This is a genomic window from Achromobacter colocynthidis (genome assembly GCF_057334535.1).
In genome coordinates this window covers 48,512-66,423 of record NZ_JBHFIZ010000024.1, presented here as the reverse complement: position 1 = coordinate 66,423, position 17,912 = coordinate 48,512, and the positions used below count along the sequence as shown (strand labels likewise).

General features: G+C 64.0%; 13 protein-coding genes. 6 read left to right on the top strand and 7 right to left on the bottom strand.

Annotated features, from left to right (window positions below; genetic code table 11):
* Nucleotides 1-105 precede the first annotated feature (105 nt).
* Entirely contained in the window at nt 106-2,274 is a 2,169-nt protein-coding gene (locus ACE04A_RS08960; RefSeq protein ID WP_448718579.1) for a DUF4344 domain-containing metallopeptidase, read from the top strand.
* 121 nt (nt 2,275-2,395) lie between these two features.
* On the opposite strand, the gene ACE04A_RS08955 is transcribed toward ACE04A_RS08960, so the two are convergent.
* The 4 genes from ACE04A_RS08955 to risA all read right to left on the bottom strand — a co-directional run bounded on the left by ACE04A_RS08955 (nt 2,396) and on the right by risA (nt 5,760).
* Nucleotides 2,396-2,914, bottom strand: a complete 519-nt coding sequence (locus tag ACE04A_RS08955) for a carboxymuconolactone decarboxylase family protein (protein WP_006223770.1) — start codon at nt 2,912-2,914, stop codon at nt 2,396-2,398.
* Between the two features lie 74 nt (nt 2,915-2,988).
* The gene (locus ACE04A_RS08950; RefSeq protein ID WP_006217982.1) at nt 2,989-3,537 is read right to left on the bottom strand and encodes a peroxiredoxin; all 549 of its coding nucleotides are present in this window, start codon (nt 3,535-3,537) and stop codon (nt 2,989-2,991) included.
* A gap of 59 nt (nt 3,538-3,596) precedes the next feature.
* Entirely contained in the window at nt 3,597-4,991 is a 1,395-nt protein-coding gene (gene risS / locus ACE04A_RS08945) for a sensor histidine kinase RisS (protein ID WP_259251942.1), read from the bottom strand.
* A gap of 34 nt (nt 4,992-5,025) precedes the next feature.
* Nucleotides 5,026-5,760 carry a response regulator transcription factor RisA gene (gene risA / locus ACE04A_RS08940; protein ID WP_003813882.1) on the bottom strand — a complete coding sequence of 245 codons (735 nt, stop codon included), beginning with the start codon at nt 5,758-5,760 and terminating at the stop codon, nt 5,026-5,028.
* Between the two features lie 131 nt (nt 5,761-5,891).
* Between risA and tsaB the strand changes: the two genes are divergently transcribed.
* Both tsaB and ACE04A_RS08930 read left to right on the top strand, forming a co-directional pair.
* Nucleotides 5,892-7,172: a tRNA (adenosine(37)-N6)-threonylcarbamoyltransferase complex dimerization subunit type 1 TsaB gene (tsaB, locus tag ACE04A_RS08935; RefSeq protein ID WP_448718578.1), complete on the top strand. Its 1,281-nt coding sequence runs from the start codon at nt 5,892-5,894 to the stop codon at nt 7,170-7,172.
* Nucleotides 7,169-8,191, top strand: a complete 1,023-nt coding sequence (locus ACE04A_RS08930; protein WP_448718577.1) for a uracil-DNA glycosylase — start codon at nt 7,169-7,171, stop codon at nt 8,189-8,191. The genes tsaB and ACE04A_RS08930 overlap by 4 nt, the downstream gene beginning before the upstream one ends.
* Nucleotides 8,192-8,267: 76 nt before the next feature.
* Here the strand turns inward: ACE04A_RS08930 and lplT are convergent, their stop codons facing one another.
* A complete protein-coding gene (lplT, locus tag ACE04A_RS08925; RefSeq protein WP_100857366.1) occupies nt 8,268-9,581 on the bottom strand; it encodes a lysophospholipid transporter LplT in 1,314 nt (437 codons plus the stop codon).
* Nucleotides 9,582-9,843: 262 nt separating this feature from the next.
* On the opposite strand from lplT, the gene smc reads away from it, so the two are divergent.
* Genes smc through ligA form a run of 3 tightly spaced genes read left to right on the top strand, consistent with a single transcriptional unit; the run spans nt 9,844 to nt 16,605 of the window.
* The gene (gene smc, locus ACE04A_RS08920) at nt 9,844-13,377 is read left to right on the top strand and encodes a chromosome segregation protein SMC (RefSeq protein WP_279995915.1); all 3,534 of its coding nucleotides are present in this window, start codon (nt 9,844-9,846) and stop codon (nt 13,375-13,377) included.
* Between the two features lie 45 nt (nt 13,378-13,422).
* Nucleotides 13,423-14,502 carry a cell division protein ZipA C-terminal FtsZ-binding domain-containing protein gene (locus tag ACE04A_RS08915; RefSeq protein WP_447988132.1) on the top strand — a complete coding sequence of 360 codons (1,080 nt, stop codon included), beginning with the start codon at nt 13,423-13,425 and terminating at the stop codon, nt 14,500-14,502.
* Nucleotides 14,503-16,605 carry an NAD-dependent DNA ligase LigA gene (gene ligA, locus ACE04A_RS08910; protein ID WP_448718576.1) on the top strand — a complete coding sequence of 701 codons (2,103 nt, stop codon included), beginning with the start codon at nt 14,503-14,505 and terminating at the stop codon, nt 16,603-16,605. It abuts the gene before it with no gap.
* 164 nt (nt 16,606-16,769) lie between these two features.
* On the opposite strand, the gene ACE04A_RS08905 is transcribed toward ligA, so the two are convergent.
* Together ACE04A_RS08905 and ACE04A_RS08900 are read right to left on the bottom strand one after the other, a co-directional pair.
* Nucleotides 16,770-17,546: a peptidylprolyl isomerase gene (locus tag ACE04A_RS08905; protein ID WP_100857362.1), complete on the bottom strand. Its 777-nt coding sequence runs from the start codon at nt 17,544-17,546 to the stop codon at nt 16,770-16,772.
* 17 nt (nt 17,547-17,563) lie between these two features.
* A complete protein-coding gene (locus ACE04A_RS08900) occupies nt 17,564-17,833 on the bottom strand; it encodes a BolA family protein (RefSeq protein ID WP_100857899.1) in 270 nt (89 codons plus the stop codon).
* Between the last annotated feature and the right edge of the window lie 79 nt (nt 17,834-17,912).

Sequence of the window (17,912 nt, the reverse complement as noted above, 5' to 3'; positions counted from 1 at the left end):
ACCTGCCATTTACGTTGGCATACATCTTTAACAAATGCATAAGCGGGTCCATATGATTCGGAATATTCTGCGCGCTATCTAAATCTGATCACATGAGATATTCGGATGCATTTACGTGGCGCAGCCCTGCTTTTCGTCCTTGGTGCAGTGTGCGCTCCGGCGCACGCCGAATTTGAACAACAGCTTGGGCCCCTGGCGGGCACGGTCAGACAGCAGTTGTTGCAGGGTTGGACGGCAGGGGTGCAGGATGGCTGGTTCTCCTTGCAGAACAAGGGCACGCCCGGCAGCGAGCAAACGCTGTACGTGAATGTCGGCCCCGCGCCGGATGCCGGCCGCATCACCGACGTCAATGTCGTCGTCAGTTCACAAAACCCCAAGGCTTCCATCGGCGTTGTGCTGAACAACCGCCCGCGCAAAAGCCTATGCCTGCTTGAGATTTCGGCGGACAAGAATACGCAGCTCTTCTGTCTGGAAGGCCAGAACCGCCGCGATTTCGGCTCGGTGCCCAACGTGGCCAAGCTGGACGGGTCGGACCGCATCAAAGTGGTTGAAGTGCCGGGCGCCGCGCGCTTCATCGTGAATGGCCAGAAGATCGGCGACGTTGCCGATGTGCCCGCGCTGGGCGGTGACATCGGCATCATGGCGTATGACGTTGGCACGTTCGGCGTTGCGGACTTCGCCATCACCACCAATAAGGGCACCCCGCAAGCCGCGACAAATCCGCCGCCTGCCGGACTGCCGCCTCGGGCCGGGCTGCCTCCTCGTGGTGGCGGCGCGGGCGCCAGTCCGCAGAACACGGCACCGCCCGCTGCGCCGCCGCAGTCGGCACCGGCGCAAGGCAGCAATAATTCCGGCTTGCAAGGCGCGGGTCCGTACCCCCGTTTTGGCGGCGACACCGAGCGTATCGTCGCGGTGTACATCGGCCTGATGAAGAGCATTTTCATGCACGAATTCGGCCATGCCCTGATCGGCGAACTGGAATTGCCGTCGACCGGCGCGGAAGAAGACGCGGTGGATATCTACGCCGCGCTGCAGATCGTGGAACCCACCATGTACCCGTCGGGCAACAAGGACGTGGACCGCATGGCCCGCGAAGCCGCCACCTACGCCTCCTTGCAGTGGTACTACAGCGGCAAGCTTTCCGAGGGCAAGGGCCAGGCCCCCTCGGCATGGCAGGACGAGCACACCGGCGACCTGAAGCGCTTTCGCAACATGCTGTGCATCATGTACGGCGGCAACCCCGAAGTGTTTGAATCCGTCGTGCGCCAGACCGGCTTTGAAGACCGCACCAAGGCGCGTTGCACCGACGAATTCAACAAGCAGAATCGCGCCTGGCGCAAGATCCTGGCGCCTCATACCCGCGTGGGAACCTGGACGCCGGATGGCTTGCAGCCCGCCAACGCGCCTGGGGCGCCGGTGAATGTGGTGTTTGAACCGTCCACGCGCAAGATCGGCAACTTGTTCGCCAAGCATCTGTCGGACGCCATCAGCGAGAACATCAAGCTCTTGGGCAAGACGTATGTGCTGCCGCGCCCCGTGAACGTGGTCTTCAAGGACTGCGGCAAGCTGAACGCCTGGTACAGCCCGCGCGAAGGCTCGATCACCATGTGCTACGAGCTGATCGAGAACATCGCCGTGATGATTTCGGACATTGAAATGGGCACGGTGGGCGGCGAAGTGGTCGCCAAGGATGGTTCGGCGCCGCCGCCCCGCCAGCAAGCGCCCGCGGGACAAGGTCAAGGTCAAGGTCAAGGTCAAGGTCAAGGGCAAGGGCTGGGACAGGGCCAAGGGCAGGGCGCTGCTGCCCCGACCGGCGCCTTTGATGAACTGAAGGACAGCGGCGTGCCGGCCACCACCTTGCTGTTCACGGCGCCTTATAAAGGCCCGACGCCGATTCAGCATTACCGCGCCAAGGTCATCACGACCAAGGACCTGGTGCCGCTGATCACGAACAACAAGAATATTGTCATCGTCGATACCAGCGGGCTGCGCGATACGCTGCCCATCGCTTATCCGCTGGCCGACGCGGGGTCGGACGGCAGCGTCAAGGACCACCTGCAAGGCGCGCTGGATGACTGGCTGTTGAAGAAGGCGGGCGGCAATCGCGGCGTGCCCATTGTGCTGATGGGCGCCAGCATGAATGATCGATCGTCGTATAACGCGGCCTTGCGCGTCGGCACGCTGGGTTGGGATGCGTACTGGTACCGGGGCGGCATGGAAGCCTGGGTGGCCAATGGGCTGCCGACGGCACCGGTGAAGCCGGCGCAGAATTAAACGTCGTGCCTGGCAAATAAGGCCAAGCGACAAAAAGCCCGCCTGTTTTTACACAGGCGGGCTTTGTCGTTTTCAGCCCGGGCTTTCACACCGGGCTTTCAGAGCGATCCTTCGGACTGGCTTACTTGCCCTGTGCGGCCAGCGCCAGGGCGGCGGCGTTGACTACCGCGGCAATCCGGCCGGCGTCGCGCAGTTGTTCCGTCGACAGGCCGTCGTTCTTCAGGTTTTCATAGTGCGATGCCACGCAGAAATGGCACTTGCCAATGATCGAAGCGACCAGCGCGAACAGTTCGAAGCGCTTTTTCTCGACGCCGCCATGGGTGGCGTACGCGTTCATGCGCAACTGGGCGGGCAGGCTCTTCAGGTTGGCGTCACCGGTCATTTCCACATAGGGATACCAGGTGTTGTTCATGCCCATCAGCGCGGACGCGGTCAGCGCGGCGTTGGCGTCGCCTTCCGACAGCCCGCTTTTGAAGGCTTCGACCAGCACCGGGCTGCGGGCTGCATACGCGGCCGACAGGGCGGCGCCCACGGCGTCTTCGGGCGCCAGGGTCGAACGGGCAATCACGGCGTCCAGATTCAGGCGGATATCCTTGGCCCAATCCGGGAGTTGTTCCTTAATGGTGGTAAGAAATTCCATAGTTTTTACCTATAATCTAGCGCAATGAAAGCCCAGCGAGGAGCCTGCAAGCAGACTCCGGGCCGGGCTGGAAATTACAGCGTGGCGCCGCCAACCGTACGGTTGCACGGGCACAGTTCGTCGGTTTGCAGACCGTCGAGCAGACGCAGAACTTCTTCCGGGTTACGGCCGACGTTCAGGTTGTTCACCGAAACGTGCTGGATCGTGTTGTCCGGATCAACGATGAACGTGGCGCGCAGGGCAACGCCAGCACCCTTTTCGCGGACGCCCAGTTGGTCGATCAGGGCACCGGTGGTGTCGCCGAATTGGTAGTGGCCCAGCTTGTTCAGGTCCGGATGCTCACGGCGCCATGCCAGCTTGACGAATTCGTTGTCGGTGGAGCCGCCCAGCAGGACGGCGTCGCGGTCTTCGAAATCCTTGGCCAGCTTGTTGAAGCCGACGATTTCGGTCGGGCACACAAACGTGAAGTCTTTCGGGTAGAAGTAGATCACCTTCCACTTGCCGGGGAACGAGCTTTCGGTGATGTCTTCAAACGCCGACACGCCATTTTCTTCGTGCTGGTTGAAGCCGGGCTTGACGCCGGTGACCTTGAAGGGCTCGAGTTTGTCGCCAACAGTTTTCATGTTTACTCCCAGTAGTTGTTGGTGGAGATAAGGCAGTGCCTCAAACCATAAATTCTACGCTATGGATTATCGTTGTCTAATTGATAATTCCTAAACTTGGCTTTGGGCAACTCTATCCGCGCGGTCAGTCCGCCACCCTCGCGCGGCAGCATCCGCAGCGAGCCGCCAACGTGCTTGAGCAGGCGTTCGACAATGGCCAGACCCAGCCCCGCGCCGCTTACGCCGGTGCGAGCCGCCTCGCCGCGCGAGAAGGGCCGCAGCAGGCGGTCGACATCTTCGGGCGCGATGCCCGGGCCACGGTCGCAGACTTCGATCACGATCATGCCGCCTTCGGCTTGCAGCGTCATGACAAGATGGGCCATGCCGTCGCTGGACCGACCATAGCGGCGGGCGTTTTCGATCAAGTTGCTGACCACGCGCTTCAAATCCAGCGCCGTGATCCGGGCGCGTAGCCCGGGTTCCAGCGACGCCTCGAGGTCGCCGCCCAGCGACGCGGTGTGGCTGCGCTCGCGTTCGTACAGTTCAGCCAGCACGGCCGAAATGTCCGTTGCCAATTGCGGCAGCGAGCCCGCCGGCCGCGCGTATTCCATCAGTTGCCCGATGCTGTGGTCGATCTGGCCCAGGTCTTCGTCAATGGCCTGGCGCGCGTCTTCCGACACGCCGCTAAGTTCGATTTCCAGCCGCATGCGCGCAAGCGGGGTCCGCAGGTCGTGTGAGATCCCCGCCAGCATCAGCTCGCGATCGGCCTCGGCTTGCCGCAAGTCCTTTGCCATCCGGTTGAACGAGGCGTTCAAGTCGCGGATTTCCAGGGGACCTTGCTCCGGCAAGGCGGCGGGCGTTTCCCCGCGCGACAGCACCTGGGCCGCGCGCGCGAGCCGCGACAGGGGCCGGTTCACGAACCCCACGCTGACCGCCGCGCCGACAAGGGAAAGCAGCAACGCCGTGGCGCCCCATCCCAGCCATTCGATCCCGCCGGTCAGCCCGATCTGCTCTCGCTCGAACACCAGCCAGTACAGGTCTTTTTCAATCTGGAAACTGACCCAGAAGCCGGGTACCTGGTTCACCCCCCAGGCGATCTGGGTTTCCGGGCCGAAGCGCGTGCGGATGTGCTGGGCCACCCGTTGCCAGTAGTCGTCGTCGGGAAGGGCTTCGGCAAAGTCGGTGACTTCGCGCGGATAGACCTGAATGCCTTCGTTGGTGGCCAGGTCAAGCAGGAGCTTGCTGCGTTCGCCGTTCTGAGAATAGATCAGCGCCGTGCGCGTGATATTGACGGCCGTGATCACCCGCTGCGCCATTTGATTGGCGCGCGGTCCCAGCTCCATGCTGAAAAATACTTGTAGCCACGCGCCCAGGCTGACCAGCATCAGCGCGGCAAGCAGCAGGAACGTGCGGCCGAACAAGCCGAGCCGCAAACGTGAAGTCAGGTTCCTGAAGGTTCTGCGCAAGCGGGGCACGAGGCTGCGCTCCTGCCCAGGGCGGGCGACTCGGTCAGCTACCACCGTCCGGCACAAACACGTATCCGAGACCCCAAACGGTCTGGATGAACACGGGCTTGGACGGATTGGGTTCGATCAGCTTGCGCAGGCGCGAGATCTGAACGTCAAGGCTGCGATCGAAAGCTTCGTATTCGCGGCCGCGCGCCAGTTCCATGAGCTTGTCGCGGGACAGGGGAATCTTCGGATGGCGCGCAAACACCTTGAGCACCGAGAATTCACCCGTGGTGATGGGCACTTGTTCTCCGTTGCGCGTGAGCGTGCGGGTGGACAAGTTCAGCACGTAGGGGCCGAAGGCGATGGATTCGTTCTCCTGGCTGGGGGCGCCAGGATGCTCCTCAGTGCCGCGGCGGCGCAGGATCGCGTTGATCCGTGCCAGCAGTTCCCGGGGGTTGAACGGTTTGGACAGGTAGTCGTCCGCGCCCATTTCCAGGCCCACGATGCGGTCGATTTCTTCCGCCTTGGCCGTGAGCATGATGATGGGCGTATTGTCGTGGCCACCGCGCAGCCGGCGACAGATGGACAAGCCATCTTCGCCGGGCAGCATCAGATCCAGCACAAGCAAATCAAAGTGCTCGCGTTGCCAGAGTTTGCCCATCTCTTTGGCGTCTTCGGCAACGAAAACGTTGAATCCCTGCTCGGACAAATACCGGCGCAGCAAATCGCGCAAGCGCGGATCATCGTCGACGACGAGGATTTTTCGGGTGGGGGTGGTGTTTTGCGTATTCATGGCCGGAAATGTAACAGTGACAAGAACCAGCGGCTAGTGGGCGTTCACAAGATATTACACATTGCGAACCATGGTTGAAATCCCCCTTACAACCGGGGGCAAAGCCGCCGTATTTCGTACAATCTGCATCTATGGAACTAAACCTGCTGGCTTTGGAAACGTCTTCGTCCCGTTGTGGGGTGGCCCTTTTGCGCGCGGTCGATGGCCGCCTGGAGGTCACGACGCGCGAGCACGAAGGGTCTCAAGAGCACGCGGAACGGCTCTTGCCGATGGCGGGCGAACTGCTGGCCGAGTCCGGTTTGGCCCCCGGCGCGCTGCACGCTGTGGCGTTTGGGCAGGGTCCGGGCGGCTTTACCGGCTTGCGCGTGGCTTGCGGGGTGGCGCAAGGAATGGGGTTGGGGCTGGGTATTCCCGTGGTGCCCGTGGTGTCCCATCAGGCCGTCGCCGCCCAGGTGTCCCAGGCGACGCCGGCAGACGCCATCATTGTCGCGCTGGATGCCCGCATGAACGAGGTTTATCTTGCCGTCTACCGCCGCCAGGAGGCCGCAGCGCCTGAAGACGCCGGCTGGGACGTGCTGCAAGCCCCCTTGCTGATCGCGGCGGCCGAGGTCGTTGCCTGGACGGCGCACTATCTGAGCCAGTGGTCGGCCCAGGTGGGCCAGCCGCTGCAGCCGCTGCTGGCGGGCGATGCCTGGGATGCCTACGCCGCCGACATGAATCCGCCCGCCGCGTGGCGCCGTGCCCCGGATGCGTTGCGCCCGGAGGCTGCCAGCGTGGCCCGTTTGGCGCGCCAGGGCTGGCTGCGCGGCGAAGCGCTGCCGCCCGAAGCCGCCGCGCCGCTGTATGTACGCGACAAGGTTGCGTTTACCACCGCCGAGCGCATGCGCGGCGAGGGCGGCAACCCCAAGGCTCAGCCCACGCTGGCGCCCCAGGCCCCCCTGACTCCCGAAACCCCGCAGCCGCTGACGCAAGCCGATCTGGACGAGGTCGTGGCCCTGGAAGCGCAGGTACAGGCGTTTCCCTGGACGCGTGGCAATTTCGCGGACGCGCTGGCCTCGGGCTACGGCGCCTGGGTGCTGCGGCGCGAGGGCAAGGTAGCGGCTTTCTGCATTTTGATGTTCGCGCCCGACGTGGCGCATCTGCTGGTGATCGCCGTGTCCAGGCATCTGCATCGCCAAGGTTTGGGCGGCATCTTGCTGGACTGGTGCGAACAGCAAGCGCGTGAGCGCGGGCTGGAAGGCGTGTTGCTGGAGGTGCGCCCGTCCAATACGTCGGCGGTCAGTTTCTACCAGCACCATGGCTATCTGCAGATTGGCGTGCGTCGGGGGTATTACCCGGCCGAGCAGGGTGCGCGCGAAGATGCGCTGGTGATGCAGAAGCGCTTCGCCGCGGTGACTGAGGTAGCGGCATGAGTCTGCACACCCCCGCAACGGCGCCGCGCGTCAATCCGCTGCAACGGATCTGGCTGCGCGAAATCGGCATGGAGCGCCTGTGGCTAAGGCCGGCGCCTGTCGTCACGACTCCGCCTGCCGCGATTCCGGTTGCCTCTGCTTCGGTTGATATTGCTTCCGCCGCCACGCCGCAAGCCCCTGTTTCAGCAGCAGTTTTGCCTGCTCAACCGTCTGCGCCGGTGGTTGTGGCGAAAGCGACCGCGCCTGCGGGCGCCGCGGCGGCCGCTGCCGCGCCGGCCGCTGCCGCAGCCGGGGTTGAGCCAACTGCGCAGGTCATCGTTCCCACGGGGCGGGCCACCGGGCGTCCGACCATCCCGGCATCCATCCTGAACCGCAGCGGGCCGCCGCCGCGCCCGGTTCCCAAGACGGTAGAAGACGAAGCCGTCGAAGCACCGCGTGTTCCGGTGGCCGAGGCCGTCAAGAACGCCACCCTGGACGAATTGCGCGAGCAGGTCGTGGCATGCACGGCGTGTGGCCTGTGCCAGGGGCGCCGCCACGCGGTGTTTGGTCAGGGGGCAACGCCTACCCGCTGGTTGGTCGTGGGCGAAGCGCCTGGCGAGCAAGAGGACCGGCAGGGCCACCCCTTTGTGGGTCGCTCCGGGCAGTTGCTGGACGCCATGCTGGCCGCCGTTGGCATGAGCCGCGACACCGATGTCTTCATCACCAACGTGATCAAGTGCCGTCCGCCGGGCAACCGCAATCCCAAGCCCGAGGAAATTGCGTCGTGCAGCCCCTATCTGATGCGGCAAATTGCCTTGCTTAAACCCGAACGCATCCTGGTGCTGGGCCGTTTCGCGGCGCAGACGCTGCTGGGCACGGATGCCACGATCGGCAGCCTGCGCGGCCGTGTGCATCAGTTGAAGACGGACGACGGCGAGATCCCGCTTATCGTCAGCTATCACCCGGCCTACCTGTTGCGCAGCCCCTCTGAAAAGGCGCGTGCCTGGCAAGACCTGAAGCTGGCATCTCAAATGGTCTGATACCGGGTCGGTGTCAGGACGAAAAAAAACCGGGGGTTGGTTAACATCCCCCGGTTTTTTCTTTCAGATCAACCGCTTAGTGCGTGGAGTCCAGTGCGCGCCCGTGGCCTTCCTGACCAATCTGATCATGCAGCTCGGGGTCGGCCTGCAAGTTGCGCTTGCTCCAGCGCATGAACACCACCATCAGGACCGCGACGACGGTGCCGAAGATGACGATGATGATGTTGATGGGCAATTGCAGCCACAGCAGCAGCGTGTACATCGCCACCATCAACAGAATGTTGAGCTGTTCGTTGAAATTCTGCACGGCGATGGAATGGCCCGCCGACAGCAGCACGTGGCCGCGATGCTGCAGCAGGGCGTTCATCGGCACCACGAAGAAGCCGGCCAGCCCCCCGGTGAGGAGCAGCAGCAGGTAGACGCTCCAGGGCGAATAGACCAGCGGCATCAGCAGCACGACCAGCCCCATGGCGGCGCCCACCGGCAATACGCTCAGCGCGCGGCGCAACGGGATTCGACCGGCCAGGATGGAACCCACCACCGTGCCCAGCGCGGCCACGCCCATCAGCATCGACGCCTTGTCCAACTGATAGCCCAGGTGGCTGCGGCCCCATTCGATGACGATGAGCTGCAGCGTTGCGCCCGCGCCCCAGAACAGCGTGGTGACAGCCAGCGAGATCTGCCCCAGCTTGTCTTTCCAGAGCACGCGGACGTAGCCCCAGAAGGTGCGCATCAGTCGAACGGGGTTTTTTTGCTGCGGCGGATAGCGCACATGCGTGCGCGGAATCAACAGATTGCAAAGCGCTGCCAGCAGATACACAAAGGCGATCACCAGGATGGCGGCTTCGGCCGGCGTGTGCACCAGGCTGCCGATGAACGAATGGCTGAGCAGCGCGGTGGATACCGAGGACGAGATGAGCAAGCCACCCAGCACCGTGCCCAGGATGATGGAGAAGACGGTCAGGCCTTCGATCCAGCTATTGCCCTTGACCAGCATGTGCGGGGGCAGCATTTCGGTGACGATGCCGTACTTGGCGGGGGAATACGCGGCCGCCCCGATACCCACGACCGCGTAGGCGGCGCACACCAGATAGGTTTGGTATTCGGGGGCGACGCCGATGCTGGCGTACGAGAACATCAGCAGGCAGCCGGCCACTTTCAGGGCGTTCGTGGAGAACATGACGCGGCCCTTGGGGAAGGAGTCCGCCAGGGCGCCGACAAAGGCCGCCAGGACCACGTAGGCCAGCGCGAACGACCATTTCATCATGGGCGCCAACCAGTCGGGGCCGTGCAGCTCCTGTATCAAGGCGATGGCTGCGATGAACAGCGCATTGTCCGCCAATGACGAGAAGGCCTGCGCGGCCATGACCAGATAGAAACCACGTTTCAAGAATGTCCCCGTTCTTTGGCCAGCGCCCGGCCAGTCCGCGTGAAAATTATGTGTCGTGCCAAAAAGTGTCAGGGAGTATAGCCGGTGCCATGCCGCCAGCCATTGAGCGTTTGCCCGCGAGTTGACCGTTGCTGACGTTTGGCCGGGACTGCCTGCGGTATCATACGACCCATATGTGAGCCGGCCCTTCTTGGGCCGGTTTGCAATCTGTGCGGCAGGTCCGTTAACGCCTTTCGTCAACCCACCCCGTCGTCATCGTACTGTGCGTCTTACTCAGCTAAAACTCGCCGGCTTCAAGTCCTTCGTCGATCCCACCGTGATTCCCGTGCCCAGCCAATTGGTAGGCGTGGTGGGTCCGAACGGCTGCGGAAAGTCGAACATCATCGACGCCGTCCGCTGGGTGCTGGGCGAGGCCAAGGCCTCGGAACTGCGCGGCGAGTCCATGCAGGACGTCATTTTCAACGGCTCAGGCAATCGCAAGCCCGCCGCCCGGGCCTCGGTGGAAATGGTGTTCGACAACAGCGAAGGGCGTGCCGCCGGCCAGTGGAGCACCTACGCCGAAATCGCCGTGCGCCGGGTCTTGACCCGGGACGGCACCAGCAGCTATTTCGTCAATAACCAGCAGGTTCGGCGCCGCGACATCCACGACATTTTCCTGGGCACCGGCCTGGGCGCGCGCGGCTACGCCATCATCGGGCAGGGCATGATCAACCGCCTGATCGAGGCGCGCCCTGAAGAACTGCGGGTGTTCCTGGAAGAAGCGGCCGGCGTGTCGCGCTACAAGGAACGCCGCCGCGAGACCGAAAACCGCCTGTCCGACACGCGCGAAAACCTGACCCGCGTTGAAGACATCCTGCGTGAACTCAACAGCCAGCTTGAAAAGCTGGAGGCCCAGGCCGAAGTCGCCACGCGTTACCGCGAGCTTCAGGCCGACGGCGAAAAGAAGCAGCATTCCCTGTGGTTCCTGAAGGAAACCGGGGCGCGCGAAGAGCGCGCCAAGAAGGCCCAGGAAATGGCCCAGGCCCAGAACGAGCTCGAAGCCGCCATTGCCGGCTTGCGGGCGGGCGAAGCCGCGCTGGAATCCCGCCGCCAGGCCCACTATGCGGCCAGCGACGCGGTGCATACCGCGCAGGGCGCGCTGTACGAAGCGAACGCCCAGGTCAGCCGCCTGGAAGCCGAAATCCGCCATGTGGTGGATTCCCGCAACCGCTTGCAGTCACGCCGCGACCAGCTTCAGCAGCAGATCGCGGAATGGACCAGCCAGCGCGAGCACTGCACTGAACAAATCGCCCAGGCCGAAGACGACCTGGCCGCCGCCGCCGCCCGCACTGAAGAGGCGCGCGCCGCCGCGGAAGACGCCCAGGCCGGCTTGCCCTCGGTTGAGCAGCGCGTGCGCGAAGCCGCGTCCGGCCGCGACGAGATGCGCGCCGCCCTGGCCCGCGTGGAACAGAACCTGGCGCTGGTCGCCCAGACCCAGCGCGACGCCGATCGCCAGATGCAGGTGCTGGAGCAGCGCCGCGAACGCTTGCAGCAGGAACTGCGTGAGCTGCACGCCCCGGATCCCATCCGCCTGGAACAACTGGCGGGCGACCGCCTGGCGGGCGAGGACCAACTGCAAGAGGCCCAGGAAGAACTGGCCACGCTGGAAGGCCGCGTGCCGGAAGCGGATGCCGAGCGCAGCCGCGCCCAGGCCGCCGCGCAGACCGACGCGCAGAATCTGGCTCGCCTTGAGGCCCGCCTGTCGGCCTTGGTGAAGTTGCAGGAAGATGTACAGAAGCAGGGTGCCCTGGAGCCCTGGCTGGCCAAGCACGAGCTTGCCGGGCTGTCGCGCCTGTGGCAGAAGCTGCATGTGGAGCCGGGTTGGGAAACCGCCCTGGAATCCGCGCTGCGCGAGCGCATGGCCTCGATGGAGGTGCGCAACCTGGATTGGGCCCGCGCCTTCGCCGAAGACGCGCCGCCCGCCCGGCTGGCCTTTTACCAATTGCCTGTCGCGGCGCCCGTGCCGCCCGCGCCCGCCGGCCTTACTTCGTTGGCCAGCCTGCTGCGCATCACGGACCCCGACCTGCGCACGCTGCTCAACGAGTGGCTGGCCGGCGTCTACACCGCTACCGACGTCACGCAAGCCTTGGCCATGCGGGCGACCTTGCCCGCCGGCAGCGCCTGCGTGGTCAAGGCCGGCCATCTGATCGACGCGCACAGCGTCCGCTTTTACGCGCCCGATTCCGAACAGGCCGGCCTGTTGGCCCGCCAGCAGGAAATCGAAAACCTGCAACGCGAGATCAAGGCCCAGCAGTTGATCGCGGACCAGGCGCGCGCGGCAGTCGCCCGCGCCGAAGCGGGCTGGCAGCAGGTCTCGCAAGCCATCGCCCCGGCGCGCACGCGCGTGGCCGAGGTCACGCGCCGCGTACACGACATCCAGTTGGAACATTCGCGGTTGCAGCAGCAGGCGGAGCAATCCGGCGAACGCGCGTCGCGTCTGCGCCAGGACCTGGAAGAAATCAAGGTCCAGGAAGAAGATCTGCGCGCCACCCGCGAAGAAGCCGAAGCCCGCTTCGAGACGCTGGACGAGGAGCTCGCCGAGCACCAGTCGCGTTTTGCCGATGCCGAAATCGATGGCGAAACCCTGGCCGCCCAGGCGGAAGCCGCCCGCACGCGCCTGCGCGAGCTGGAGCGCGCTGCCCAGGAAGCCGAATTCGCCGAGCGCGGCATCCAGGTCCGCATCACCGACCTGCAACGCAATCAGCAGTTGGCCGCCGACCAAAGCCAGCGTGGCGCGGTGGAGCTGGAACAACTGATGGGCGATCTGGTCGAGCTGGACGCCTCTGCCTCGCAGGCCGGTTTGCAGGACGCCCTGGAAGCCCGCGCCGAACGCGAGGAAGCGCTGTCGCGCGCGCGCCAGGAAATGGAAAACCTGGCCGCCTTGCTGCGCGGCGCCGACGAAGACCGCCAGCAGCAGGAACAGACTCTGGAACCGCGTCGCGCGCGCATCATGGAACTGCAATTGCAGGAACAGGCTGCCCGCCTGGCCGAAGAACAGTTCACCGAACAATTGAACGCGCGCGAAGTCGACCGCGAGGCGCTGGCGCAAGACCTGGCCAATCAGCCCGACGAATGGCGTCGCGCCAGTTGGCTGCAACAGGAAGTGGGGCGGATCTCGCGTCAGATCGAATCGTTGGGTTCCGTCAACCTGGCGGCCTTGGACGAATTGAATACCTCGCGCGAACGCAAGGGCTTCCTGGATTCACAACACCAGGACTTGATGACCGCCATCGAGACCCTGGAAGACGCCATCCGCAAGATCGACCGCGAAACGCGCGAGCTGCTGCAAGAGACGTTCAATATCGTGAACGGCCACTTCGGCGAGCTCTTCCCCAAGCTCTTTGGCGGGGGCGAGGCCAAGCTCAGCATGACCGGCGAAGAAATTCTCGACGCGGGCGTGCAGGTGATGGCTCAGCCGCCCGGCAAGCGCAACAGCACGATCCACCTGCTTTCCGGCGGCGAAAAAGCGTTGACCGCGACCGCGCTGGTGTTCGCGCTGTTCAAGCTGAACCCGGCGCCGTTCTGCCTGCTGGACGAGGTGGACGCGCCGTTGGACGACGCCAATACGGAACGCTATGCGAACCTGGTCGCCAACATGAGCGAACAAACCCAATTCCTATTCATTTCGCACAACAAGATTGCCATGCAGATGGCCAAGCAACTGATCGGCGTAACCATGCAAGAGCAAGGGGTTTCGCGTATCGTTGCGGTAGACATAGATTCGGCCGTGCAAATGATGGCCTCCGAAGCGGCATAAACCCTCTATTTAGAATGGCGCCGCATCGTGGCGCGGGATGTACACATGAGTGATTTGCAGATCGGGCTGATAGCCCTTGGCGTCTTGCTGATACTGCTGGTGTTGGGATTCAACTGGTGGCAGGACCGGCGCGTCCGGCGCAAGATGCAAAGCCATTTCCCCACGTCTGAACAGGATCCGCTGCTGGGCGCGGGCGCCGCTGCCGGCGCCTCCTCGGCCACGGCGGCTGGCGTCAGCCGCCGCGAACCCGGCATGGGCGGGGACGCCCCGCGCGCGCAACCGGGCCAACCCGCTCCGGTGGACCCGGGCAGCGACGCCGACGACGCCGAAGAACCCGATCCTGCCTGCGAAGTGGTCATTGAAATCAACTTCGCCGAGCCCGTGCGCGGCGCCGACCTGCTTCCCTATATGCAAAGCCTGCGTCACGTGGGCCGCAAGCCCATGCGCGTATTTGCCGAAACCGACCAGCGCCGCCACCGTGCGCGCGTGCATGCGGGTGAGTCCTACGCATCGATGCAATTAGCCGTATTGCTGGCCAACCGCAGCGGCCCGCTGACCGCCATCGAATGGTCGCAGGCTTGGGCGCGTGCGCAAGACATGGCCGAACGATTTGACGCCACCATCGAAGGGCCGGACCAGCAAGCCGTGCTGGAGCAGGGCGCGCGCCTGGACGACACCTGCGCCGCGCTGGACACCCAAGTGGGTTTGACCTTGTTGCTGGGCTCGGCCCAGCCGGCGGCGGAAGTGCTTGCCGTAGCCCGCGACACCGGTTTCCTGGCCGACGGCAACCGTCTTGCCTGGCCCGCTGAAAACGGCGTCACCCGCTTCACCTTGTCGCGCGCCGACGGCGCCGCCTTCGATGCTGGCATGGGGGGCGTGGAACGCCTCTACCTGTTGCTGGACGTGCCCTGCGCACCGGCCGACGCGCGCGCCTTTGGCCGCATGGTGGACGTGGGCCGCGACCTAGCCGCCCGCTTGCGCGCGGAACTGGTGGATGACCAGGGCAAGCCGTTGGCCGAGGGGTCGGAAACCGTTATCGACGAACGCCTGCAAGTGCTGTTCGAACAGCTTGAACAAGCGGGCCTGCCCGCCGGAAGCGAGCGTGCTCAACGGGTGTTTGCGTAAATGAGCGGCGTGTCTGGTGAGGTCAACCCCGCGGAAACCGCGGCACGGCTGCGCGCCGAGCTTGAACAGCACAACGTCCGCTACTACGTCTATGACGAGCCCTCGATTTCGGATGCCGAATACGACGGGCTGATGCGGCAGCTTGAAGCCCTTGAGGCTCAGCACCCTGAACTTGTCACGCCGGAATCGCCCACGCAGCGCGTGGGTGCCGCGCCCGTCTCTGCCTTTGGCAGCGTGCGCCATGCGGTGCAGATGCTATCGCTGAATAACGCATTCGACGAAGAAGAAGTCGTGGCGTTCGACCGCCGCGTGACGGATACCTTGCGCGGGGCGGGCCTGCTGGGCCCGGCGCAGCAGGCCGATTATTTCTGTGAATTGAAGCTGGACGGGCTGGCGATCAGCCTGCGCTACGAAGACGGCCGGCTGGTTCAGGCGGCCACGCGCGGCGACGGCCAGACCGGTGAAGACGTCACCTCCAACATCCGCACGATCAAGGCGATTCCGTTGCAGCTACAGGGCGCGGCCCCGAAGGTGCTGGAAGTGCGCGGCGAAGTGCTGATGAATCGCGCCGACTTCGAAAAATTGAACGTGGCCCAGGCCAAGCGTGACGAAAAAGTCTTCGTCAATCCGCGCAATGCCGCGGCCGGCAGCCTGCGCCAGCTGGACCCTCGCATCACCGCCAAGCGCCCGCTGCGCTTTTTCGCCTATGGATGGGGCGAGGTGCAGGGCCTGCCCGGCAAGCAAAGCGGCTTGTTCGACGAGGCAACAGCGGGCGTCGGCCAGGCGTCGCAACTGCCTGAAGATTCGCATGGCGCCATGCTGGCCTGGCTGCACACCTTGGGCCTGCCCGTCAACCTGAAGCACAACCACCGTGCCACGGGCGCCGAAGGCTTGATGGCGTTCTACGCACAGGTGGGCGCGATGCGCGCCAGCTTGCCCTACGACATCGACGGCGTGGTCTACAAGGTGGATTCGCTGCCGGCGCAGAAGGTGCTGGGTTTTGTGGCGCGCGCGCCGCGCTTCGCCCTGGCCCACAAGTTCGCCGCCGATGAAGCCACCACGACGCTGCTGGATATCGAAGTCCAGGTAGGCCGCACCGGTGCCATCACCCCGGTGGCGCGCTTGAAGCCCGTCTTCGTGGGCGGCGTGACCGTCACCAACGCCACGCTGCATAACGAAGACGAAATTCGCCGCAAGGACGTGCGCAAGGGCGACACGGTCATCGTGCGTCGCGCTGGTGACGTCATCCCCGAGGTGCTGGGCCCCGTGCTTGAAAAGCGGCCCGACGACGCGCAGGAATTCGTTATGCCCACGGCCTGCCCGGTCTGTGGCTCGGCCATTGAACGGCTCGAAGACGAAACCATTGCGCGCTGCACGGGCGGCCTGTTCTGCGGCGCCCAGCGCAAGCAGACCTTGTGGCACGCGGCCAGCCGCAAGGCGCTGGACATCGAAGGCCTGGGCGAGAAACTGGTGGACCAATTGGTGGACAGCGGCCGGGTCAAAACCTTGGCCGACTTGTACAGCCTGCGCCCGCTGGAGCTCGTAGGCCTGGACCGCATGGGCCAGAAGTCCGCCGACAACCTGGTGGCTGCCATCGACAAGGCGCGCGAACCCGGCCTGAACCGCCTGCTGTTCGCGCTGGGTATCCGTCACGTTGGAGAAACCACCGCGCGTGACGTCGCCCGGCATTTCGGCAGCATCGACGCCATCATGGACGCCGATGAAGACGCGCTGTCGTCCGTGCCGGACGTGGGCCCGGTGGTGGCGGCATCCATCCGCCGCTTCTTCGCCGAGCAGCACAACCGTGACGTCATCGAGCAATTGAAGGCGCAGGGGGTCAACCCCGTGGCCGAAGCCGTGCCGCAAAGCACGACACTGGCGGGCAAAACCTTTGTGCTGACCGGCACCTTGCCCAACTGGACGCGCGAAGAAGCGTCGATGCACATTCAGGCCGCGGGCGGCAAGGTCAGCGGCTCGGTGTCCAAGAAGACGGCCTATCTGGTGGCGGGCGTCGAGGCGGGCAGCAAGCTCACCAAGGCGCAGGAACTGGGCGTTACCGTGCTGGACGAAGATGCGCTGAAAGAGTTGCTGGGCATGTCGTAGCAAGGCGTGATCAAAAGACGGTAGATCAACGGCAGTAGACCAACGCGCAAATCAGAAAGCTGCACGCCCAAGGCGTGCAGCTTTTTTTTAGGCTCTAACGCACGATCCGCACGGGCGAAAAAAAACTGCCCGCATCGGCGGGCAGTTTCGGGTCTGACCCAGGCTTACTGGATCTTGGCCTTGTCGCGCAGTTGCTTCTGGTAGTCGGCCAGGGTTTGCTGGCGCAGCATTTCTTCCAGTTGCGGACGCACTTGGTCCAGCGGCGGGAATTCCACCGGGCGGGTGTCGTCAACCTTGATGATGTGCCAGCCGAATTGGGTCTGAACCGGCTTGTCGACCAGTTCGCCCTTCTTCAGTTGGGTCACGGCTTGCGCGAACGGCTGGACGTAGTTGGTCGGGGGAGCCCAACCCAGATCGCCACCCTTTTCGGCGCTGCCGGGGTCCTTCGAGTTCTTCTTGGCCAGGTCGTCGAACTTGTTCTTGTTGCTCTTGATCTGGGCCAGCAGGTCATTGGCCGTCTTCTCGTCTTCAACGAGGATGTGGCGGACCTTGTATTCCATCTTGCCGGCTTGTTCCTGCTTGATCTTGTCGTATTCAGCAGTGACCTTGGCGTCCGACACCGGGTGCTTGGCCAGGTAGTCGGCCATCAGGGCGCGAACCAGGATGCCTTGGCGGGCCAGTTCGATTTCGGTTTGAACGTCGGCTTGCTTGGCGATGCCGCTGGATTCGGCGGCTTGCACGAAGATCTGGCGGTTGATCATTTCTTGCTTGACCTGTTCGCGCAGTTGCGGCGAATCGGTCGCGCCCTGGCTGACCAGCAGCTTGACGAATTGATCCAAATTCTTCTGCGGAATGGCCTTGCCGTTAACGGTGGCCACGTTCTGCGCGAAAGCAGGCACGGCGATGACGCAGGCCGCAGCCAGCATGACGATGCGTTTCATGAATATCCTTTTACTTTCTATTTGGGAGCCTGGGCATCTAGCGCAAGCGCATGAATCGGATAGGGGATCAAATCTTGCAAATGATGATACACCAGCCTATGTCGCGCTACGGCGGAGAGCCCCGTGAAGCAAGGCGCTACGATGTGCACGCGATAGTGGCCGGCGCCGTTTTTACTGCCTTCGTGGCCGGCATGCAAATGCGAGTCGTCCAGGATGTCCAGTGTGACGGGGTCCAGGGCGGCCAGGCGCTCCCGGATCAGGGTGATGCGGTCGGTGGTTTCTGACATGGCGGCAATATGAAAGTTCCGGCGCGCGCGCTTGGCGTGCGCGCCGATTATTGGACCGGCTGATACCGTCTGTTGCGGA

Bases quoted from the DNA above. Each gene is read 5' to 3' on its own strand.
- ACE04A_RS08960 (WP_448718579.1), top strand. From the start codon at position 106: ATGCATTTACGTGGCGCAGCCCTGCTTTTCGTCCTTGGTGCAGTGTGC.
- ACE04A_RS08955 (WP_006223770.1), bottom strand. From the start codon at position 2,914: ATGGAATTTCTTACCACCATTAAGGAACAACTCCCGGATTGGGCCAAG.
- ACE04A_RS08950 (WP_006217982.1), bottom strand. From the start codon at position 3,537: ATGAAAACTGTTGGCGACAAACTCGAGCCCTTCAAGGTCACCGGCGTC.
- risA (WP_003813882.1), bottom strand. From the start codon at position 5,760: ATGAATACGCAAAACACCACCCCCACCCGAAAAATCCTCGTCGTCGAC.
- tsaB (WP_448718578.1), top strand. From the start codon at position 5,892: ATGGAACTAAACCTGCTGGCTTTGGAAACGTCTTCGTCCCGTTGTGGG.
- ACE04A_RS08930 (WP_448718577.1), top strand. From the start codon at position 7,169: ATGAGTCTGCACACCCCCGCAACGGCGCCGCGCGTCAATCCGCTGCAA.
- ACE04A_RS08915 (WP_447988132.1), top strand. From the start codon at position 13,423: ATGAGTGATTTGCAGATCGGGCTGATAGCCCTTGGCGTCTTGCTGATA.
- ligA (WP_448718576.1), top strand. From the start codon at position 14,503: ATGAGCGGCGTGTCTGGTGAGGTCAACCCCGCGGAAACCGCGGCACGG.
- ACE04A_RS08905 (WP_100857362.1), bottom strand. From the start codon at position 17,546: ATGAAACGCATCGTCATGCTGGCTGCGGCCTGCGTCATCGCCGTGCCT.
- ACE04A_RS08900 (WP_100857899.1), bottom strand. From the start codon at position 17,833: ATGTCAGAAACCACCGACCGCATCACCCTGATCCGGGAGCGCCTGGCC.